15 protein-coding genes and 1 tRNA gene are annotated in these 20,423 nt (G+C 68.5%); 9 read left to right on the top strand and 7 right to left on the bottom strand.

Features of this window, described 5'->3' with window-relative positions; translation table 11 throughout:
- Nucleotide 1 precedes the first annotated feature (1 nt).
- Complete coding sequence (locus ABFD52_05905) at nucleotides 2–397, top strand: ACT domain-containing protein (GenBank protein MEN6560287.1); 396 nt, start codon at nucleotides 2–4, stop codon at nucleotides 395–397.
- A 43-nt stretch (nucleotides 398–440) separates the two neighbouring features.
- Here ABFD52_05905 and ABFD52_05900 read toward each other — a convergent pair whose 3' ends face one another.
- Together ABFD52_05900 and ABFD52_05895 are read right to left on the bottom strand one after the other, a co-directional pair.
- Complete coding sequence (locus ABFD52_05900; GenBank protein ID MEN6560286.1) at nucleotides 441–1,550, bottom strand: aminoglycoside phosphotransferase family protein; 1,110 nt, start codon at nucleotides 1,548–1,550, stop codon at nucleotides 441–443.
- Between the two features lie 74 nt (nucleotides 1,551–1,624).
- Entirely contained in the window at nucleotides 1,625–2,884 is a 1,260-nt protein-coding gene (locus ABFD52_05895) for a DEAD/DEAH box helicase (GenBank protein ID MEN6560285.1), read from the bottom strand.
- Between the two features lie 238 nt (nucleotides 2,885–3,122).
- On the opposite strand from ABFD52_05895, the gene ABFD52_05890 reads away from it, so the two are divergent.
- Nucleotides 3,123–4,160, top strand: coding sequence for a putative zinc-binding metallopeptidase (locus ABFD52_05890; GenBank protein MEN6560284.1), 1,038 nt, complete (start codon nucleotides 3,123–3,125; stop codon nucleotides 4,158–4,160).
- A gap of 25 nt (nucleotides 4,161–4,185) precedes the next feature.
- Here the strand turns inward: ABFD52_05890 and ABFD52_05885 are convergent, their stop codons facing one another.
- Nucleotides 4,186–5,256 (bottom strand): hypothetical protein, encoded by a 1,071-nt coding sequence (locus ABFD52_05885; protein MEN6560283.1) that lies wholly within the window; start codon nucleotides 5,254–5,256, stop codon nucleotides 4,186–4,188.
- 181 nt (nucleotides 5,257–5,437) lie between these two features.
- A complete protein-coding gene (locus ABFD52_05880) occupies nucleotides 5,438–7,306 on the bottom strand; it encodes a M28 family peptidase (GenBank protein ID MEN6560282.1) in 1,869 nt (622 codons plus the stop codon).
- 124 nt (nucleotides 7,307–7,430) lie between these two features.
- Between ABFD52_05880 and ABFD52_05875 the strand changes: the two genes are divergently transcribed.
- The 5 genes from ABFD52_05875 to ABFD52_05855 all read left to right on the top strand — a co-directional run bounded on the left by ABFD52_05875 (nucleotide 7,431) and on the right by ABFD52_05855 (nucleotide 15,328).
- Nucleotides 7,431–9,497, top strand: coding sequence for a dihydrofolate reductase (locus ABFD52_05875; GenBank protein MEN6560281.1), 2,067 nt, complete (start codon nucleotides 7,431–7,433; stop codon nucleotides 9,495–9,497).
- 87 nt (nucleotides 9,498–9,584) lie between these two features.
- Nucleotides 9,585–9,842 carry a hypothetical protein gene (locus ABFD52_05870; protein ID MEN6560280.1) on the top strand — a complete coding sequence of 86 codons (258 nt, stop codon included), beginning with the start codon at nucleotides 9,585–9,587 and terminating at the stop codon, nucleotides 9,840–9,842.
- 106 nt (nucleotides 9,843–9,948) lie between these two features.
- Nucleotides 9,949–11,034: a ribosome small subunit-dependent GTPase A gene (rsgA, locus tag ABFD52_05865; protein MEN6560279.1), complete on the top strand. Its 1,086-nt coding sequence runs from the start codon at nucleotides 9,949–9,951 to the stop codon at nucleotides 11,032–11,034.
- A gap of 152 nt (nucleotides 11,035–11,186) precedes the next feature.
- A complete protein-coding gene (locus tag ABFD52_05860; GenBank protein MEN6560278.1) occupies nucleotides 11,187–13,733 on the top strand; it encodes a prolyl oligopeptidase family serine peptidase in 2,547 nt (848 codons plus the stop codon).
- 146 nt (nucleotides 13,734–13,879) lie between these two features.
- Nucleotides 13,880–15,328 (top strand): S41 family peptidase, encoded by a 1,449-nt coding sequence (locus ABFD52_05855; protein MEN6560277.1) that lies wholly within the window; start codon nucleotides 13,880–13,882, stop codon nucleotides 15,326–15,328.
- Nucleotides 15,329–15,399: 71 nt separating this feature from the next.
- Here the strand turns inward: ABFD52_05855 and ABFD52_05850 are convergent.
- The 3 genes from ABFD52_05850 to ABFD52_05840 form a co-directional block, all read right to left on the bottom strand.
- Nucleotides 15,400–15,483: transfer RNA gene (locus ABFD52_05850), tRNA-Leu, on the bottom strand.
- A gap of 106 nt (nucleotides 15,484–15,589) precedes the next feature.
- Nucleotides 15,590–15,961: a YbjQ family protein gene (locus ABFD52_05845; GenBank protein ID MEN6560276.1), complete on the bottom strand. Its 372-nt coding sequence runs from the start codon at nucleotides 15,959–15,961 to the stop codon at nucleotides 15,590–15,592.
- A 157-nt stretch (nucleotides 15,962–16,118) separates the two neighbouring features.
- Nucleotides 16,119–16,715: a hypothetical protein gene (locus tag ABFD52_05840; GenBank protein ID MEN6560275.1), complete on the bottom strand. Its 597-nt coding sequence runs from the start codon at nucleotides 16,713–16,715 to the stop codon at nucleotides 16,119–16,121.
- 157 nt (nucleotides 16,716–16,872) lie between these two features.
- On the opposite strand from ABFD52_05840, the gene ABFD52_05835 reads away from it, so the two are divergent.
- Entirely contained in the window at nucleotides 16,873–19,626 is a 2,754-nt protein-coding gene (locus ABFD52_05835) for a prolyl oligopeptidase family serine peptidase (GenBank protein ID MEN6560274.1), read from the top strand.
- A 75-nt stretch (nucleotides 19,627–19,701) separates the two neighbouring features.
- Nucleotides 19,702–20,382, top strand: a complete 681-nt coding sequence (locus ABFD52_05830; protein ID MEN6560273.1) for a methyltransferase — start codon at nucleotides 19,702–19,704, stop codon at nucleotides 20,380–20,382.
- The last annotated feature ends 41 nt before the right edge of the window (nucleotides 20,383–20,423 follow it).

The following is a 20,423-nucleotide window of genomic DNA, read 5'->3' as shown; positions in this document are numbered from 1 at the left end:
CATGAAACGCAGCGAGCTGCGCAAGTACTTCAAGAACGGCCGGGCCGTGGTCGCGCCCGGCACCTACGCCATCGTCAAGTCGAAGCGGGCCCTGGTCAACTCGTTCGCGGTCATCAAGGACGACCGGGAGACGACCTGCATCATCGACGAGTCCAAGCTCGGCTCGCAGAAGTTCCTGGGGTTCGAGGGCGATTGGCGCATGATCACCTTTGACATGGTCCTGCCCCTGAGCCTGGTCGGCTTCTTCGCCGCGGTCTCCGGGGCCCTGGCCGAGGCCGGGGTCAATATCTTCACTGTCTCCGCCTACACGACCGATCACTTCTTCGTCAAGAACCAGAAGCTGGAGACGGCCGTCAAATCGCTCGAAAAGCTGGGCATGACGGTTCGCCTGCGCTGAGCGGGCGGCCGCGCCCCGGCTGTCCGGGACCGGCCCCGGCGGGTCAGAGGTATTTCCTGACGACCGACTCCATCGCCCCCATCCGGCTCTCCATCTCGGCGACCATCTTGAACTGGGTCCGGGCCCGGTCGAGGTTGTGATCCTCGCGGCTGATCTTGAAGTAGACGTCGCCCTGGAGGTGGTCGGTCAGGAAGCGGATGCCGCACTCGAGGGTCAGGAGCTTGGCCGAGAAGGCCAGCAGCTCCGCCTCGGCGGGCGCCAGGAAGTCCCGGGCCGCGTCGAGGTAGCCCGCGGCCAGACGGTCGAACATCCCGAGGTCGAAGCCGACCCGGCCCAGATCACGCTCGTCCTCCGCGGCCGTGGCCGCGCCGAGCCGGACCGAGTCGCCGAAATCATAGAGGACCGAGCCGGGCATGACCGTGTCCAGGTCGATGACGCAGATGCCTTCGCCGGTCCGGTCGTCGATCATGACGTTGTTGAACTTGGTGTCGTTGTGCGTGACCCGCTCGGGGATGCGCCCCGAGCCGAGCCCGTCGACGACCACGCCGGCGTCTTTCTCCCGGGCCAGGACGAAATCGATCTCGGGCCGGACCGCCGCCGCCCGGCCGGCCTCGTCGCGCCCGACGGAGGCCAGGAAGGCCTCGTAGCGCTTGCGGGTATGGTGGAAATCGGGGATGGTCTCGTGGAGCCGCTCGCCCGGCAGGCGGGCCAGCATCTTCTGGAAGCGGCCGAAGGCCTGGGCGGCCGCGTAGACATGGCGGATGTCCTCGACCCGGTCATAGGTCCGGGCGCCGTCGATGAAGCGGAACATCCGCCAGTAGTCGCCCTCCGGCGTCCGGTGGAAGGATCTCCCGTCGCGGGCCGGGACGATGGTCAGCGTCCGCCGGTCGGGGTCACCCCCGGCGGCCAGGATCTGCTCGCGGGCAAAGCCGGTCACCCGCTCGATGTTCTCCATGAGCCGCTCGGGCTCCCGGAAGACGTGATGGTTGATCCTCTGGTTGACGTACTTGACCCGCCGGCCTCGCTCATCGAACTCGGAGCAATACGTGTCGTTGATGTGGCCGGAGGGGATGGCGCAGGACGAGACCCAGGTCCCCGGACAATCGAAGGCGGCGCAGATCCGGTCCAGCTCGGGCAACGGCTTCTTTTCCATCGGACGACCTCGGCGTCGGGATCCCCGGGCCCTCCCGGGTCAGGCGCCCATTCTATGCGGCCGTCCGCGGCCTGTCAATGCGAGGAGCGGGGCCGCCCGCCCGTCCGGCCGGCGCGGCCGCCGGACCGTCCGTGCCCCCGCCGTCTCGAAGGCGGGCGCCGCTCCAGGTCCTGGCCGGCCAGGCGCTCGAGGCTCATGTCCCGCGCGAACATGCCGCTCGTCACGGGGATCTCCGGGATCTTCTGGCCGATGAACTTCTCGATGGCCTCGAGCTGGTCGGCCGTCTTCTCGCTGGCCAGGGTGATGGCCAGGCCGGTCGCGCCGGCCCGGGCCGTCCGGCCGATGCGGTGGACGTAGTTCTCGATGTCCTGGGGGATGTCGTAGTTGACCACCATCTCGAGGTCGTCGATGTGCAGGCCGCGCGAGGCCACGTCCGTGGCCACCAGGATGGGGAAGCGGTCGGCCATGAAGTCCTCGATGATCTTGAGGCGCTCGCTCTGCGGCAGGTCGCCGTTGAGGAATTTGGCCTTGTAGCCGTTGGCCTGGAGCTGCTTCGCGACCAGGAAGGCCGTGTGCTTCATGTTGGTGAAGATCAGGACGTTCCGGGGCGCCCGCTGCTGCAGCAGGCCGAGCAGGAGATTGAGCTTGATGTGGCTGCCGACCCGGTAGAGCTCCTGGGAGATCGTGTCCACGGTCATCTGGTCGGGCGTGACCTCGATGAAAGCCGGGTCGTTGAGGTAGGCCTCGGCCACCCGCCGGGACAGCTTGTTCAGGGTGGCGCTGAAGAGCATGCTCTGCCTGCGCGTCCGGTCCGGCATCTGCCGGACGAGGTCCCGCAGGTCGGGTAGGAAGCCCATGTCGAAGAGGCGGTCGGCCTCGTCGATGACCAGGAAGCCGCACTCCTTGAAATCCAGGCGCTTGCGCTCGGCCAGGTCGAGCAGCCGGCCCGGCGTGCCGATGATGAGGTCCGGGCCGGCCTTGATCTGGGCCAGCTGGGCCGCGTAGCCGACGCCGCCGTAGAAGCAGCCGATCTCGAGCCCGAGGGCCCGGTTGAGGAGCAGCGCTTCGCCCTGGATCTGGACGGCCAGCTCGCGCGTCGGGACGATGATGAGCGCCTTCCGGCGGGAGGCCTTGCGATGCTTCAGCATGTGGGCGAAGAGGGTGATCAGGAAGGCGGCCGTCTTGCCGGTCCCGGTCTGGGACTGGACGGCCACATCCTGGCCCTGGAGGGACCTGGCCAGGGTCAGTTCCTGGACGGCGGTCAGGTTGACGTAGCCGCGGTCGGCGACGGCCTGTTGGAGCCTGGGATCGAGGTCGAGTTCCGTAAAACGCATGTTATTTCCTTATCCGACGGGTGGGGGGCAAAGCCCGGCGCCGGGCCGGCCTCCGCGAGGGGAGGCGGCTCTCGGTCCGGAATATCCTTCCGCAACGTCTTTCTGATTGGTTGATCCGATCGAAAAACTATTTTACCATAAGGCGGCCGGCCCCTCAAGGCCGCCCCTCCCGGGGAGGGCCGCCCGGCCCCTGGCGTCTTGACAAGCCCTCCCCGTTGACCTATTTTCACCTTCTGTCATGAGCGGCAAAACCATCCGGGCGCTGGTCCAGAGCTGGGAGACGGTCCGCTTCGAGCTCCTGAAGACCCGCGTCTCGGACCTCCCTTTGGCCATCGAAGGCTCCCCCCTGGAGCGCTTTGTCGGCCGGCTGCGCCGGGAGATGGAGGCCAAGAAGCTGCGGTTCAAGCCCGAGGTCTACCTGACGGACAGCTGGGGCTGCCCGGACCGGACCCCCGTCATCGGCGTTCCGTTCTACCTGGCCGACCCCCGGCTGACCCGCCTCGAGAAGGAGCAGGCCGGGGACATCGAAGACCCCAGGACGATCATGATGCTCCTGCGCCACGAGGCCGGCCACGCCGTCAATTACGCCTACCGCCTCTGGCGACGGCCGAGCTGGGCGGAGATCTTCGGGCCGTTCACCAGGCCCTACCGGGACGCGTTCCGTCCGGACCGGGCCAGCCGCAATTACGTCCGCCACGTCGCCGCCTACCCCTATGGCCGGACCTACGCCCAGAAGCACCCGGACGAGGACTTCGCCGAGACCTTCGCCGTCTGGCTGACGCCGCGCTCCGGCTGGCGGAAGCGCTACCGGAACTGGCCCGTCATCCGCAAGCTCCTCTATGTCGACCGGCTCATGGAGGAGATCCGCGGCGCCGCCCCGGAGAGCCGCCGGGGCCGGCACCTCAGGGCCGCCGACCGCATGAACCTGACGCTGGCCGAACACTACGGCAAGAAGGCCGAGCGCTTCCGCCGGGACGCCCGCGGCTACGTCGACGACAGCCTCCGGGACGCGTTCCCCGCCTCGCGGGGGCAGGTCCTGAGGCCCGCCGCCGCCCTGTTCAGGCGGTTCCACGACCGCCTGGTCGAACGGGTGGTCCACTGGTCCGTGCTGACCCCGGCCGAGGCCGAATCGCTGCTGCGCAAGCTCGAGGTCCGGGCCGGCGCCCTCGGCCTGAGCTACCGGCCGGGCGCGGAGGGGCAGCGGATGATGGACGTCGTCTCGCTGGTCATCGCCCTGGCCCTCGATTACGCCTATACCGGCCGTCTGACGGGCTGAGCGGCAGGCCGTCCCGCGAGCCGGTTCAGCGGCCCCGCGCCGCGCCGGTCCCCGCCGCCTTGAAGATGGGCAGGTGCATGTCGTACGGCGGGCCCTCGAAGGCGGCCTTGACGATCGCCTGCAGGAGGTCGGGATAGGCCAGGCCGGCCCGCTCCGCCGACCGGGCCAGGCCCATGCCGCTGTCGAGGCAGGGATTGCAGTTGACCTCCAGGATGACCGGCTCGCCGTTCTCGCCGAGACGGATATCGACGCGGCCGTAGCCCCAGCCGCCGACCGCGCGGAAGGCCTTGATGGCCGTCCGGCTGATCAGGGCGGCCAGCTCCGGATCCACCCTAGCCGGGCAGATGACGGAGGTCCGCTTGTACTCGACCGAGGTCGCGACCCATTTGGCGGCGTAGGACATGATCGGCGGGATGGAGTGCGGCAGGCGCGAGTAGTCGACCTCGGCCAGCGGCATGGCCCGCAGGGTCCGGCCCCCGACGACGCCGACGTTGAACTCCCGGCCCTTGAGGAAGTGCTGAACGAGGGCCGGCTGCCGGTAGGTCCGCAGGATCTCCCTGGCCTTATCGCGCAGGGCCGTCTTGGTCTCGACGACGGAGTTGCGGTCGAGGCCGATGCCGGCGTGCTCCTGGGCGGCGTGGACGATGAGGGGGAACGTCCACTTGTGCTCGTCGACGTCGCGCAGCCGCTCGATCAGGACCGTCGAGGGCGGGATGGGCAGCCCGGCGCCCTTCAGCAGGCTCAGGGACATGTACTTGTCCCGGCTCAGCCCGAGGGCCAGCGCGGGCGACCCCGTCAGGGGATAGCCGAGCATGCGGATGAAGGCGGCCACGCGCATCTCGTAGAGGGCGCCGTGCACGACGTCGTCATACTGGTTGAAGACGACGTCCGGACGGATGCGGTCGAGACGCCGCTGGAGGACGGCCAGGTCGCCGGCCAGCGGCACGACCGTGACCAGGTGGCGGCGGCGGCGCAGGCCGCGGGCGATGCCCCGGATCATCTGGCGCAGATAATGGAGACTGCCGGTATCGGCCTTCTCGTCGGGCTGGGCGTCCGTAAAGGCGTTGTAGATGAGCGCGACACGAAGTTTATTCATGGGCTTGATGATGGCCCTTGGGCCCATTCTAATTTATTTCCGGAAGTTCCCGCAAGCCCCGTCACGCGGACCGGGCGCGGGCTCCGGCTTTTTTCGCGGCGGCGGGGCGGGGATAGGACGGGGGGAGGGATGATGAAGCGGGGGGCAGGCCGGGCGGCCCGCCCCCCGCGCGAAGGGATCCTTATCTGTCGGCGAACGCGTAAACGGTCAGGAAGCCGTGCTGGCTGATCTTGGCGATGAGGTCGCCGCTGACCTTCTCGACGCTGTCGCTCGGCTGGTGGTAATCGGCCGTCATGGCCGCCATGTAATAGACGAAGGGGACCTTGACCGCCGCGAACGAGGCGTGGTCGGACCCGCCGCTGCCGACGCCGGGGGCGTTGAAGCGGAAGGCCAGGTCGAGCCCGACGTACTGGTTCATCTCCCGGGCGATGTCAGCGAAGGGCGTGCCCTCGGTCAGGTTGACGCTGACGAACCAGGGGGCGCGGATCTTCTTGACCAGGGCTTCGGCCTCGGCGCCGGCCTGGGTGTACATCCGCGCGGAGCGGGCCAGGGTCTCGGCGTCGTAGGGCCGGCTGATCATGTCGTAGTTCAGATAGCCGACGGTCTTGGCGATCGGGAAGATGGGATTCTGGGCGTAATAGCGCGACCCGAGGAGGCCCTCTTCCTCGCCCGTCCACAGGGCGAAGATGATGGACCGCTTGGGCTTGACCGGGCTGGCGGCGATGGCCTTGGCGATGTTCAGGACGCCGACCGAGCCGGAGCCGTTGTCGTCCGCGCCGTTATAGATGTAGTCGCCCCACATGCCGTTGTGGTCGTAGTGGGCGCCGACGACGAAGTACTCATCCTTGAGCTTGGGGTCCGAGCCCTCGATGATGCCCAGGACGTTGGTGCCCCGGACCAGGGCGACCTTGGCCGTCGTGGCGATCGTCATCTTGGCACCGGGGATGTCCATCGAGGCAGACTTGTTGGTCGAATCGATCTTCTTCTTGAGCTCATCGACCGTCTGGCCGGTTCCCTCGAGGAGGAAGTTGGCCATCTCCCGGGTGATCTGGGTGGCCGAGGGGCCGAACCGGCCCATCTCCGCGGCGCCCATGTCGCTGGCCAGCGAAAGCCGCCGGCGGGGCTTGTTGACGATCGCGCGATCATCACTGGGCTTGCGGACCATGGAGAGAGCGTTGAAGATGGCGGCATCGTTGCCGGCGCTCGAGACCTGGATGATGGCTGCCGGCCCGAGCTTCTGGATCTCCGTGAGCTTGTTGAACCGCTGGGGACCGCCCCGCATCATCATGGCCATCATGTCGCCGCCCTGGGGCATGGCCGGAAAATACTTGTCCTTGAGCTCCTTCTTCGACTGAAGGGGGGACTTGGGATCGTCCCGGCCCGGCGCGTCGCTGAGCACGAGGACGATCTTGCCCTTGAGGTTCAGGCCCTTGAGCTCGTCGAAGCCGACGGACGGCTCCGTGATGCCATAGCCGACAAAGACAACGGGCGCGGTCAGCGTGCCTTCGGTGCCGCCGCCCATGCCGCCCATCCCGCCCTGATAGTCTTGCCCGCCATGGAAGGCGCGGGTCTTCAGGGCGCCGCCCTTGGCGACCTCGATGGTGATGTCCGACTGGGAGTCCGTGGTCTCCTTGAGGGCGAATTCCTGGAAATAGGTCCTCTCCCGGGGAGCCTGCGGGGCGCCGCCGCCCTGGGGGCCGCCCATGCGGGAGCTCATTTGCATCATGGGCATGTCGCCGGCCGGCTTGACGCCCCACATCTTGAAGAGGGACGCGGCGTACTCCGCGGCCAGGGCGTAGCCCCGGGTCGCCGTCTCGCGGCCTTCCAGGAGGTCGGACGCGATGTAGCTCAGCATCGCGATCGAGTCCTTGGCGGTGATGGCCTCCAGGCCGGCCTTGAACTTGGCCGGCGCGGGTTGGGGCTTGTCGACCAGACTCAGCGCCTTCTGCACGTCCTCGAGCTTCATCTGCTGCTGCGGCGGCGGGCCCTGGGCCCGCAGGCCGACGATCAGGGCGAAGACGAGAACGACTGTCCAAACGTGCTTCTTCATGGATACCTCCACCTAGAATTCACAGCCTCACTTTGGACGGCGGCGCCCGGGATTTCTTCCGGTTGACCGCTTCTTCGACATTCGGCTATCATACCCCGTGATATCCCGTGGGAGGTCCAGCCGCATGAATACGAACATCAAGAGCTCGCTCCTGGCCGTTCTCTGCCTCGGGCTGATCAGCCTGGCCGGGGGCTGCAGGAAGAAGGGGCCGGAGACCCCGGCGCCCGCCCCGGCGGCCGCCGCCGAGTTCCAGTGGCAGATCGACCAGTTCGCCGACCTGCGCATCCTCCGCTACCAGGTGCCGGGCTTCGAGGCCCTGGCGCCGGCCCAGAAGGAGCTCGTCTATTATCTCAGCCAGGCCGCCCTCTGCGGCCGGGACATCATCTTCGACCAGAACTACAAGCACAACCTGATCATCCGCCGCACCCTCGACGCCGTCGTCCGGGGCTACAAGGGCGACCGGAACGACCCCCGCTGGGCCGAGTTCATGACCTACGTCAAGCGGGTCTGGTTCTCCAACGGCATCCACCACCACTACTCGAACGACAAGTTCGTGCCCGGCTTCGACGCCGACTACTTCGCCGCGCTGGTCAAGGGCGCCGAGGGCGAGGCCTTGCCGCTCGCCCCGGGCCAGTCGATCGACGACTTCCTGGCCTTCCTGAAGCCCATCCTCTTCGACCCGGCCGTGGACGCCAAGAAGGTCTCCCTGGATTCGACCAGGGACCTGGTCCGAAGCTCCGCGGTCAACTTCTATGACGGCGTCAGCCAGGCCGAGGTGGAACAGTACTACCGGGGGATCGTCGACCCGAAAGACCCGACCCCCGTCTCCTACGGCCTGAATTCCCGGCTGGTCAAGAAGGACGGCCGGGTCGTCGAGGAGGTCTACTCGCTCAACGGCCTCTACGGGCCGGCCATCGCCGAGATCGTCTCTTGGCTCGAGAAGGCGTCCGCCGTGGCTGAGAACGAGGCCCAGAAGAAGGCCATCGCCGCCCTGGTGGCCTACTACAGGTCGGGAGACCTGGCCCGCTTCGACGAATACAACATCCTCTGGGTCAAGGACCTGGCCTCGCTCGTCGATTTCGTCAACGGCTTCATCGAGGTCTACAACGACCCGCTGGGCATGAAGGCCACCTGGGAGTCCGTCGTGGACTTCAAGGACCTGGCCGCGACCAAGCGGGCCGACACGATCTCGGCCAACGCCCAGTGGTTCGAGGACCACTCGCCGGTCGATCCCAAGTACAGGAAGAAGGAGGTCAAGGGCGTCTCGGCCAAGGTCATCACCGCGGCCATGATCGGCGGCGACTGCTATCCCTCGACGCCCATCGGCATCAACCTGCCGAACGCCAACTGGATCCGCAGGGACTACGGCTCCAAGTCCGTGACCATCGAGAACTTCACCTACGCCTACGACCAGTCCTCGCTCAAGTCGCCTTTCGGGCCGGAGTTCACCTATACCCCCGAGCTCCTCGAGCGGGCCCGGAAGTACGGCGCCCTGGCCGGCAACATCCACACCGACCTCCACGAGGTCCTCGGCCACGGCTCGGGCCAGCTCATGCCCGGCGTCGGGTCGGAGTCGCTCAAGAACTATCACTCGGCCATCGAGGAGGCCCGGGCCGACCTGTTCGGGCTCTACTACATCATGGACGACAAGATGATCGAGCTCGGCCTCCTGCCCGACAAGGAAGCGGCCATGGCCGAGTACGACCTCGACGTCCGCAACGGCCTGATGACCCAGCTGGTCCGCATCCAGCCCGGCAAAACGGTCGAGGAGGCTCACATGCGCGACCGGGCCCTGATCGCCCACTGGGTCTACGAGCAGGGCCGGCCCGAGAACGTCATCGAGCGGGTGGCCAGGGACGGCAAGACCTTCTTCGTCATCAACGACTACCAGAAGCTGCGGGCCCTCTACGGCCGGCTCCTGGCCGAGATCCAGCGGATCACGAGCGAGGGCGACTATGATGCGGCCAAGGCCCTGATCGAGGGCTACGGCGTCCAGGTCGACCCCGAGCTCCACAAGGAAGTGCTGGAGCGCTACGCCAGGCTCCACCTGGCCCCCTACGCCGGGTTCGTCAACCCGGTCTACACGCCGGTCGTCGAGAGCGGCCGGATCGTCGACGTCAAGATCGATCTCACCGAGGGCTACGTCGAGCAGATGCTGCGGTACGGCCGGGACTACTCGTTCCTGAAATAGGCCCCCCGCGGGCCGATTGACGGTCCCGCCGTTCGGGGGTATCATTCCGCCCGGGCGGGAGCGCCGGGAGGACGGGGAGGAGGGACCATGGCGGACGAAGAGATCGGGCACATCACCCACTATTTCCCGAAGATCGGCGTGGCCGTGATCGAGGTCACGGCCGGCAACCTGAAGGTCGGGGAGACCATCCGCATCAAGGGGCACACGAGCGACTTCACCCAGACCGTGGATTCGCTCCAGCAGGAGCACCTGCAGGTCCCCGAGGTCGCGAAGGGCATCTCGGCCGGCCTGAAGGTCAAGGAGCACGTCCGGGAAGGCGACAAGGTCTACAAGGTCGTCCCGTAGGACCGGTCCCGGGACGTTGACCGGGCCCGCGGCCCGGCGGGCGGGAAGGGCCGGCGCGCATCCGCGGCGCCGACCCCAGGCGTCATTTGACAGGGAGTTTCCGACGATGATGGAGATGATGGATTATGGCTGGTCGGCCGGCCTCGAAAACCTGTTCGCGCCGTTCGCCGGGCGCGGCCTCGTCCCCGGGCGGGTCATCCGGCAGCAACGCGGCTTGTGGACGGCCGCCGCGGCCGGCGGCGAGCTCGAGACCGGGGTCTCGGGCCGGTTCCGGCGCAAGGCCGCGGGAGCGGCGGACTACCCGGCCGTGGGCGATTGGGCCGTCCTGCGGCAGGTCGAGGGCGGCCGGGCCCTCATCGAGGCCCTGCTCGCGCGCCGGAGCGCCTTCATCCGCAAGGCTGCGGGGGAGGCCGTCGAGGCCCAGGTCGTCGCGGCCAACGTGGATACTGTCTTCCTCGTCAGCGGGCTGGACGGCGATTTCAACATCCGGCGCATCGAACGCTACGTGACCACGGCCTGGTCGAGCGGCGCCGCGCCGGTCCTGGTGCTCAACAAGGCCGACCTCCGCCCGGAGGACCTGGCCGAGGCCGCGGCCGCGGCGGCCGCCGTCGCCCCGGGCGTGCCGGTGGCGACGGTCAGCGCCCGGGCCGCCGGCGGGCTCGACCCTCTGGCGCCTTACCTCGAGCCGGGGAAGACGGTGGCCCTGCTCGGCTCCTCCGGCGTGGGCAAATCGACGATCATCAATCGCCTCCTCGGCGAGGAACGGTTCGCCACCGGCGAGGTCAGCGACGCCCGGGAGGGGCGAGGCCGGCACACGACGACCTGCCGCGAGCTCGTCCGGTTTCCCGGCGGGGCCCTGCTCGTAGATACGCCGGGCCTGCGCGAACTCGGGCTCTGGGCGGACGACGACGGGCTCGACCGGACCTTCGACGAGATCGAGCGCCTGGCCGCCCGCTGCCGCTTCCCCGATTGCGGCCACGGGGGGGAGCCGGGCTGCGCCGTGAGGGCCGCCGTCGAGGACGGCGCCCTCGACCCGGCGCGCCGGGAGAGTTACCTCAAGCTCCGCCGCGAGCTGCGCTTCCTCGAGCTCAAGAAGGACGAGAAGACCCGCCGGCAGCGCGAAAAGGCGGCTGGCCGCGACTTCGCCGTCCGGCTCAAGGAGATCAAGCGGAACAAGCAGAGGTATCGCTGACGGACGGCTCCCCGGCGGAACGAGTCCCCCGGCTCCGCGGCCCCGGATCGTCCCGACCGGCTGCCGGGTTCCCGGCGTTGACGCTCCGGAGCAAAAGCGGCTATCATGCGGCCGTTCGAATTTGCCCCGATCAAATACGGAGGAGAGCGCTCATGAGATGCCGAACGGCCCGGACCGCCTCATTTCCGGTCGTCATGATCTCTCTTGTCGCAGTTTTCGCGCGGTCCGGCGGAACCCCGAATCCGCCGGCCGGCGCGCCGCCCGCCCTGCGGCTCGCGGCCGGCGCGGCCGAGCTGGCCCTGACGAAGGGGCTGGCCGTCGGGCTCATCGGCTTCTATGGGCGTTCGGCCGTCGCTTCGGACCTGCTGGCCTGGCAGATGGCGACTGGCGCGATAGTGGCGCCGCGCCAGGGTCTCGTTGTCGGAAAGAACTCCAAGGGCGAGGACCAGGCTTGGGCTCCCGTCGAGGCGAACAGGGACGGCTGGATCGAGGACAAGGCGCTCACGGGCGGCTACCTGTTCATGGCCGTCGATGCCGACGAGGCCAGGACGATGATCCTCGACGCGACCGGATTCTATGTCGCCTGGATCAACGGGGAGCTCCGCGGCGGCGAAAAATACGGCGCCGACTACCTGCGCCATCCCGTTCGCCTGGTCAGGGGGCGGAACGTGCTTCTCTTCCGGGGCGAGCGCGGCCGCTTCAAAGGCCGCCTCTATGAGCCGCCGGCGGAGGTCTCCTTCACCGACAAGGACATGACCTTGCCGGACCTCGTCGTCGGGGAGAAAGGCCCGGTCTGGGCGGGGCTGCGCCTGGTCAACGCCACGGCCGTGAGACTGGAGCGGGTCGAGATCCTTCTCCGGGTCGGCGGCCGGGAGATCCGGACGCCCCTGGGCGTGACCGTCGCCCCGTTCTTCACCCAGAAGCTGGCCGTGCCGCTGGCCGTCGACGCGCCGGCGTCCGAAGGGCCGGTCAGGATCGAGGTCCTGGCCCGGGCGAAGGCGGGCCGCAGGGCGCTCGAAACGCCCGTTCTCCCGCTCGAGCTCAACGCGGTCGCGGCCACGGCCCACCACAATCGGACTTTCATCAGCGACATCGACGGCAGCGTCCAGTACTTCGGCGTGGCGCCGATGGTCAAAGGCGCCAGGACGCCGGACGGGCGGAAGCCCGCTCTCGTGGTTTCGCTCCACGGGGCGAGCGTCGAGGCCGGCGGCCAGGCCCGGGCCTATAAGCCGAAGGACTGGGCCTGGATCGCGGCCGCGACCAACCGCCGCCCCTACGGCTTCGACTGGGAGGATTGGGGCCGGCTTGACGTGCTCGAGGTCCGGGCCGAGGCGGAGCGGCTCTTCGGGACCGACCCCGCCCGGACCTATCTGACGGGGCATTCGATGGGCGGCCACGGCGCCTGGCAGGTCGGCGCGACCGTGCCCGGCCTCTGGGCGGCCATCGCCCCGAGCGCGGGCTGGACGAGCTTCACCTCGTACGGCGGCGGGATGGCCTACAAGGACCCATCGCCGGTCGAGCGGATGCTCCTGCGGGCGAACAATCCCAGCGAGACGGCGAACCTGGCCCGGAACTTCCTTCATTACGGCATCTACGTGCTTCATGGCGACCAGGACGACAACGTGCCCGTGGACCAGGCCCGCTTCATGCGCCAGCTCCTGGGCGGGTTCCACCCGGATTTCGCCTATTACGAGCGGCCGGGCGCGGGGCACTGGTGGGGGAGCGAGTGCGTCGACTGGCCGCCGCTCTTCGAATTCCTGAAGGACCATGTCGGGCCGGCGGACGCCGAGGTCCGGCGCGTCGAGTTAGTCACGGCCAACCCCGGGATCTCGTCACGGTCGCGCTGGGTCGAGATCCTGGCCCAGCGGAAGCCGCTCGAGTACAGCACGGTCGCGATCGAGCGGGACGAGGCCGGCAAGATATTCAAGGGCACGACCGAGAATGTCGAGCAGCTGGCCATCGATCTTCCGGCCCTGCCGTCGGGCGAGATCGCCGCGATCGATCTCGACGGTTCGAAGATCCAGTCCGAGACCGGGATAGACCCGCTCCGGCTCCGGCTCGAGCGCGGCGAGAAGGGTTGGCGGATCATCGACCGCCCCGCGCCGGCGCTCAAAGGCCCTCAGCGCTCGGGCGGCTTCAAAGACGCGTTCCGCCACGGCTTCGTCTTCGTCTACGGCACGCGGGGCGACGATGCCGAGGACTTCCGGGCCTTCACCAAGGCCCGCTACGACGCCGAGACGTTTTGGGTCCGCGGCAACGCCGGCATCGAGATCCTGCCGGACACGGCCTTCGACCCGGCCAAATTCAAGGACCGGAGCGTCATCCTCTACGGCAACGCCGACACCAATGCCGCCTGGCGGAAGCTTCTGACGGGCTCGCCGATCGAGGTCCGGAGCGGGTGGGCGCGGATCGGGCAGAAGCGTTTCAACGGAGCCGACCACGCGGCCTACTTCGTCCGGCCGCGCCCCGGGAGTGACGTCGCCTCGGTGGGCGCCGTCGCCTGGACCGGGAGCGCCGGCTGGGTGGCCGCCTCGCCCGTTCAATATTTCGTCAGCGGCGCCGGCTTCCCCGACCTGATGCTCTTCTCGGCCGAGGCGCTCCGTTCCGGGACGGACGGCGTCCGGGCCATCGGCTGGTTCGGCAACGACTGGTCGCTCGACCGTGGCGATATCGTCTGGAACGAGGGGCGGGGGAGATGACGGCTGTCGATCTCGAGGATCACGCGGTACTCCCCGAACTCGGTCTTCGGGGGCCGAGGGCTTCGATGGACGTGTCCGGGAGCAAGCGATAAACTAGGGATATGCGGCGGACGGGTAGAAAGCCGGGGATTTCGGCCCTCGTCCTATTGACCGCGGCCGTCCTTGTCGCCCCGGCGGCCGTCGGTCAGATCGGAGCCCCGGCTGGCCCTTTCGATCCCCAGGGAACGCTCCCCGTCGAGGCCCTCAAGGCCGATCTCTCGGTCCTCTGGGACATCCTGGAGGAAGGCCATGGAGGGTTGGACAGGTACGCGCCGGTCGCGGAGCTCGAGAAGAGCTTCGAGGCCGTCAAGAGCGGCCTGACCGGGCCGCTGACGGAGATCGATCTCTACGGCCGGCTCCTTCCCCTGATCGCGGCGATCCAGGACGGCCATACGCGTCTCGCCCTGTCCGAGGGGGCCGCGGCCTATTTAGACGCCAAGCCCGTTCATTTCCCGTTCGCCCTCCGCATTCTCGGCGACCGCGTTCATATCCTCAGGAACCTGAGCGGCGATCGGAGCGTCGGCGAGGGCGCCGAAGTCCTGGCGATCGACGGCCGGCCCATGCGGGAGATCATCGAGGCCCTCCTGCCGCTCGTCCCGGCCGACGCCGGGATCAGGACCGCCAAGCTCCGCCGGCTCGAGGATCCGGCCGCCTTCGGCCTGCTCTATGCCGTCCGGTTCGGAATGCCGGAGGCTTTCCGGGCCCGCCTCCGCTCCCGCACCTCCGGGGAGACCGGGGAGGTCGCGGTGCCGGGGATCACGGCGGGGGACATCGCCCGGATCCCGGGCGAACGGTATCCCGCGACTGCCGGGCGCCGGCCGAATTATGAGCTGTCCTTCCGGGGCTCGACGGCCGTCCTGACCATCCGGGCCCTCGGCGACGACCAGGACAAGTCCCGGCCCGGGTTCCCGGCCTTCCTGGCGGAAACGTTCCGCTCGCTCGAAGAGAAGAATACCCCGGGCCTCGTCATCGACCTCCGCGGGAACGGCGGCGGGTTCGACGAATACGGCAAGATGCTCTTCGCCCACGTCGCCGACCGGCCGTTCCTCTATTATTGGGCCATGGAGGCCAAAAAGGATCGCTACGATCTTTTTCGCTTTACCAGCGAGACCGTGGAGAGCGTCGCCGAGCTGGCCCGGCCCCTGCGGAAGAACGCGGCCGGACGGTTCGACGTCGTGGGTCATCCGAACCGCGGGCTCCAGATGCCCCGATCGCCGCATTTCGCCGGGCGGGTGGCCATCCTTATCGACGGAGGCAGCCGTTCGGCCGCCGGCGAAGCGGTCTCGGCCTTCCATTTCTACAAGAAGGCCGTGTTCTTCGGCGAGGAAGGCGGGGCGGGCTACTACGGCAATACCGCCTGCCTGGTCCTGGCGACCCTGCCCCGCAGCCGCATCCGGGTCTCCGTGCCGCTCGTCCGCACCACGATGGCCGTCGACGGTTATCCCGGGGACCGCGGCCTTGTCCCGGACTTCCCGGTGAGGCCGACGATCGGCGACCTGCTGGCTGGCCGCGACCCGGTCCTGGAGCGGGCCCTGGCGTTCCTGGAAAGGAAATGATCCCTCGGATCAGGAGTCGGGCTGCGCCCCGATCGTTCCTTCCGGCCGGACCCGAAGAGGGGGAAGGGGAATGCCCAGGGCGGGAATCGAACCCGCAAGGCCTTGCGGCCGCGACATTTTAAGTGTCGTGCGTCTGCCAGTTCCGCCACCCGGGCGCCGGCTTTCTCGGGACCGTGGCCGATTATACGATAGACGTTCCCCTCAGACAATCGGCGGCCGGGCTGCCGCCGCGCTCGCGGGCCGGCCCCGGCTCCGCCCGGCTCATCCGGCCGGCTCGACGAGCACGGCCGTGCCGTAGCACAGGACCTCGGTCGCGCCCTGGATGATCTCGGTCGCGTCGTAGCGCACGCCGATGACGGCGTTGGCGCCGCGCTCGACGGCGTGGTTGACCATCATCTCGAAGGCCTCGGCCCGGGTCTCCTCGCAGAGCTCGGAGAAGAGGGTGATGTTGCCGCCGACGATCGTCTGGAGCGAGGCCCCGATCGTCCCGAAGACCGACCTGGACCGGACGGTGATCCCCCGGACGACGCCGAACGACTTGACGATGCGATAGCCGTCGATGGTGAAGGCCGTCGTCGTCCGCTGGAAGATCTCCTTCGGCTGGGCCGCCTTCGCCCGCTCATCCTCGCCCATGCCCTCGTAGCAGCTCAGGCAGACGTCGGCCGTCTTGAAGTGATAGAGCGACGGGTAATCCTTGCCGCAGACCCTGCATCTCATGCCGCACCTCCCGTGACGCTATGCTACGCCAGGAACCGCGCGGCGGCAAGGTTCCGGCCGGCCGCCGGGGACTTCAGAACTGGCCGTTGATCCCGGCCGAAAGGACGCCCTTGTAGCCGGCGCCGAGCTCGAAGAAGACGCCGACGGCCCGGCCGAAGCGCAGGCCGATGGCGTTGATGTGGAACGTCGGCAGGAACTTGTTGACGGTGTCCGAATCGGCGGCCTGATAAGTCCCGTGCCGGTACCGGAGCCCGAAGCCGGCCCCGGAGTAGAGCTGGAAGCCGGGACGCATGATCCAGCGGTAGTCGAGTTCGACGGCCCCGATGGCGTTCCGCTCCTTGAACGTCCCCTGGTCGGTTCCGCCCGACTGCAGGGTGCCCGAGACGTTGTAGCCGCCGACCGCGAAACCGAACCCGAAGCGGGAGTTGGCCGAGTAATGGTAGGTCAGGAAGGGCACACCCGTATACTTGGCGTCGGTCTTGTTGAACGAGCCGAGCGTGAGGACGATGGTCACCACGTCCTGGAGGATGTCGGCCATCTGGTCGATCGAGAGGGCGCCGTAGGATACGGAGAGATCATGCCGGCGCGTTTGTCCGAAACCGGCGGTCGAGAGCACGAGCGCGGCGAGGACAACGGCGGCAACGGGGCGAAGTGTGCGCTTGAAGGACATCGAACTAGCCTCCTGGAGTGTATTTCCGCCAGCTGGATAACTTTAGTCGCTTCGGGCGGCCGGACATTGATTATCGGACGGGTCCCGGATGGCCTCATTGACAGGCGCGGCCGAATGGTGGAAGAATCCCCTTCAAATCCGAAGAGCGAGGTGGCCCATGAAGGTCGGACATCCCCGAGCGATCCGGTTCGCGACAGCCCTGGCCGTTCTCATCACCGCGGCGGCCTTCGCCGCCGTGCCGGAGAAGCCGGCTCCCGGGAATCCCGGCCGGCCCGGGGCCGCCTGGACGGCCGAGGACGTCCTCCTGGCCGAGACGGCCTCCGGCTGGGAGATCTCGCCCGACGGCGCCTGGGCCGTCTGGACGCGGAGCCGGATGGACAAGGACAAGAACGGCCGCGTCGCCAATCTCTACCTGACCAGCCTGGCGACCGGGAAAGAGATCGCCCTGACCCGGGGAACCGACCTGAACACCGCGGCCAAGTGGTCGCCGAACGGCCAGGCCATCCTCTTCCGCAGCACCAAGCCCCTGCCCAAGCCGAACCCCGACCTGTCGCGCTCGCAGCTCTGGCAGATGAGCCCCTTCGGCGGCGAGCCCTTCCCGGTGACCGGGCTCGTCCGCGGCGTCGAGGACTTCGAATGGGTCGACGACGATACGGTCGTCTTCAGCGCCCAGGAGGACCCGGCGTTCTATGAGCAGGAAGTCAAGCGCCGCAAGGACACGACCCGGGTCGTCGACGACGTCCTCCACGAGCCGCCGGTCCGCCTCTTCAAGCTGTCCCTCAAGGACCGGAAGATCGCCCGGCTGACCGACAACACGGACTTCATTCAGGCCTGGGCCGTCAGCCCCGACGGCCGGAAGGCGCTGACCGTCCATGGCCAGTACCTGAGCTTCGAGTGGGACCACAAGATCCTGCCCAAGTCGTTCCTTTACGACCTGACGACCGGCGAGCGCCGCGAGATCCTGGCCGGCAGGCGCCTGATCCCGTCCGCCATCCGGCCGGCCCGGGACGGCCGCGGCTTCTACTTCGCCGCGCCCTACTCGTCCGATCCCCGCTTCTTCACCGCGACAGTGACCCTCCTCTACTATTACGACCTGGCCGCGGGCCGCGACCTCCAGGTCGACCTCGGCTGGGCCAACGGCCTGGGCGGCGGCCTCGAGCCGGCGCCGGACGGCTTCATCGCCCTGCTCGCCGACGGCGTCCGTCTCCGCCCGGCCCGCTACGTCAAGACGGGCGACGCCTGGAAGCGGACCGACCTTGCGGGCGAGCATGTCCGCAACATCTTCGGCTTCGCCGTCAGCCGCGACGCCAGGGTCCTGGTCTATGATCATTCGACGGCCAGCCTGCCGGGCCAGTGGTTCCGGGCCCCCCTCGACGGCGCCAAGCTCGGCCCGGCGGCGCGGCTGACCGACCTCAACCCCGGCTTCAAGGACAAGGCCGTGGCCCGGACCGAGATCGTCCGCTGGACCGGCGCCCTGGGCGAGGAGATCGAGGGCCTGCTTTACTACCCGCACAATTACGAGGCCGGCAAGGCCTACCCCCTGCTGACGGCCCCCCACGGCGGCCCGGCCGGGGCCGACCTCGACATGTGGGACGAGAGCTGGGCCTACGCCCACCAGCTCCTCAACCAGCGCGGCGCCTTCATCCTCAAGCCGAACTATCACGGCAGCACCAACTACGGCCTCAAGTTCGTCGAATCGATCTGCTGCGGCCATTATTATGACTATCCCGTCGAGGACATCGAGAAGGGCGTCGAGGCCATGATCGCCCGCGGCCTGGCCGACCCGCAGCGCGTCGGCACCTTCGGCTGGTCGAACGGCTCGATCCTGTCGATCGCCGTGTCCATCGCCAATCCCGACCGCTACAAGGTCGTCTCGGCCGGCGCCGGCGACGTCGAGTTCATCAGCGACTGGGCCAACGTCGACTTCGGCCAGTCCTTCGACGCCTACTACCTGGGCAAGTCGCCGCTCGAGGACCCCCAGCTTTACCTGCGCATCTCGCCGCTGTTCCAGATGGACAAGGTCAAGGCGCCGACCATCATCTTCTTCGGCACCGAGGACCGCAACGTCCCGACGAGCCAGGGCTGGACGCACTACCGGGCCCTCTACCACCTGGACAAGGTGCCGGTGAAGTTCCTGCTCTTCCCCGGCGAGCCGCACGGCCTCCAGGAATACGCCCACCAGCTGCGCAAGCTCGACGAGGACATGGCCTGGTTCGACCGCTGGTTCTTCAAGACGGAGAAAGCGGCCAACGAGGCCCTCAAGCCGGATTCGCCGCTGGGCCAGGCGGTCCGCCGGCTGTCCATCGCCCGGGCCGGGGGCCGCTTCGGCGTCGAGGCCGGGCCGGCCGGGGCCCTCGTCCCCGAGGCCGTCAAGAGGGCCGGCCTGGAGGTCGGCCGCTTCGAGGTCACCCGGGCCCAGTACGCGGCCTTCGACCCTAAGCGTCAACCGGCCCCGGGCCAGGAGAACTTCCCCGCGACGGGAGTGACCTTCGACGAGGCCCGGGCCTACGCGGCCTGGCTCTCGAAGCTGACCGGCGCGGCCTGGCGCCTGCCGACCACGGAGGAAGCGGCCAGGCTGTCGGAGGGGGTGAGCGGGGAGAACACGCTCGATCATTGGGCCGGCTACGCCGCGAATCCCGACGACGCGCTCCGGCTTGCGGCCAAGATCAGGGAGATCGGCGGGCCGGCGGCCCTGCTGAAAGAAGCCGGCAGCTTCCCCGGGGCCGGCAAGGAGGGCGAGGAGCTCGTCTTCGACCTGGGCGGCAACGCGGCCGAATGGGCGATCGCGAAGGACGGCACGGGCCAGGCGGTCGGCGGCAGCGCCGACCGGCCGGCCGATCCCAAGGCGCGCCCGGCGGCCTCGCCGGAGTGCACGGGCTTCCGGGTCGTCCGGGGCGAGGCCGGGAAGTAGGCGGGTCGGGCGGATCGTCAGGACAGGAGCAGGGGCGATATTGCATCCGTCGGGGCTCTCGCCGATAATGGTACTATGAGGAGAGTCCGGGTCCGGCTCGTTTCCGCCCACCTTGCCGGCATCGCCGTCCTGGGCGCTTTTATTTTCGCGGCCGCGGGCCGTCTGGATTATTGGCAGGGCTGGCTCTTCCTGGCCGGGACCGCGGCCGCCTTCGCGGCCTCCTCGCGGCTCGTGAGCAGCGAGAACGGGCTCATCGCCGAGCGGCTCCGCCCCGGCCGGGGCATGAAATGGTGGGACAAGGGATATTACCTGCTCTCGACGCCGCTCTATTTCGCGGCGGTCATCCTGGCCGCGCTGGACGCGGGCCGCTTCCATTGGAGCGCCGCCTTACCCTGGTTCGTCTATGTCCTGGCCCTGGCCGCCTTCGTCGCCGGCCACGGGCTGATGACCTGGGCCAAGTGCGTCAACGCCTTCTTCTCGAGCGTCGCCCGCATCCAATCTGACCGGGGCCAGACCGTCTGCCGCGAGGGCCCTTACCGGTTCTGCCGCCACCCCGGCTACCTCGGCGGACTGCTCTTCGGCCTGGCGACGCCGCTCGCCCTCGGCTCCTCCTGGGCCCTTATCCCTCAGGGCTTGGCCGGCCTGCTGCTCATCCTCAGGACCTGCCTCGAGGACCGCATGCTAAAGCTGGACCTCCTCTGGTACGAGGAATACGCCCTGGCGGTCCGGTCCCGTCTCATCCCGGGCGTCTGGTGACGGCCGCGCCGCCCTTCCGCCTTTGACACCCTCCCGCATCC

The sequence above is a fragment of the Acidobacteriota bacterium genome (genome assembly GCA_039683095.1).
Classification (GTDB): Bacteria; Acidobacteriota; Aminicenantia; order Aminicenantales; family Saccharicenantaceae; genus RBG-16-66-30.
The sequence above is the reverse complement of the archived record's forward strand: the minus strand, read 5'-3'. Positions and strand labels throughout refer to the sequence as shown.

What these genes read in the sequence shown, in the direction of transcription:
- ABFD52_05905 (MEN6560287.1), top strand. Translation starts at nt 2, where the DNA reads ATGAAACGCAGCGAGCTGCGCAAGTACTTCAAGAACGGCCGGGCCGTG.
- ABFD52_05900 (MEN6560286.1), bottom strand. Translation starts at nt 1,550, where the DNA reads ATGGAAAAGAAGCCGTTGCCCGAGCTGGACCGGATCTGCGCCGCCTTC.
- ABFD52_05895 (MEN6560285.1), bottom strand. Translation starts at nt 2,884, where the DNA reads ATGCGTTTTACGGAACTCGACCTCGATCCCAGGCTCCAACAGGCCGTC.
- ABFD52_05890 (MEN6560284.1), top strand. Translation starts at nt 3,123, where the DNA reads ATGAGCGGCAAAACCATCCGGGCGCTGGTCCAGAGCTGGGAGACGGTC.
- ABFD52_05885 (MEN6560283.1), bottom strand. Translation starts at nt 5,256, where the DNA reads ATGAATAAACTTCGTGTCGCGCTCATCTACAACGCCTTTACGGACGCC.
- ABFD52_05880 (MEN6560282.1), bottom strand. Translation starts at nt 7,306, where the DNA reads ATGAAGAAGCACGTTTGGACAGTCGTTCTCGTCTTCGCCCTGATCGTC.
- ABFD52_05875 (MEN6560281.1), top strand. Translation starts at nt 7,431, where the DNA reads ATGAATACGAACATCAAGAGCTCGCTCCTGGCCGTTCTCTGCCTCGGG.
- ABFD52_05870 (MEN6560280.1), top strand. Translation starts at nt 9,585, where the DNA reads ATGGCGGACGAAGAGATCGGGCACATCACCCACTATTTCCCGAAGATC.
- rsgA (MEN6560279.1), top strand. Translation starts at nt 9,949, where the DNA reads ATGATGGAGATGATGGATTATGGCTGGTCGGCCGGCCTCGAAAACCTG.
- ABFD52_05860 (MEN6560278.1), top strand. Translation starts at nt 11,187, where the DNA reads ATGAGATGCCGAACGGCCCGGACCGCCTCATTTCCGGTCGTCATGATC.
- ABFD52_05845 (MEN6560276.1), bottom strand. Translation starts at nt 15,961, where the DNA reads ATGGGCGAGGATGAGCGGGCGAAGGCGGCCCAGCCGAAGGAGATCTTC.
- ABFD52_05840 (MEN6560275.1), bottom strand. Translation starts at nt 16,715, where the DNA reads ATGTCCTTCAAGCGCACACTTCGCCCCGTTGCCGCCGTTGTCCTCGCC.
- ABFD52_05835 (MEN6560274.1), top strand. Translation starts at nt 16,873, where the DNA reads ATGAAGGTCGGACATCCCCGAGCGATCCGGTTCGCGACAGCCCTGGCC.
- ABFD52_05830 (MEN6560273.1), top strand. Translation starts at nt 19,702, where the DNA reads ATGAGGAGAGTCCGGGTCCGGCTCGTTTCCGCCCACCTTGCCGGCATC.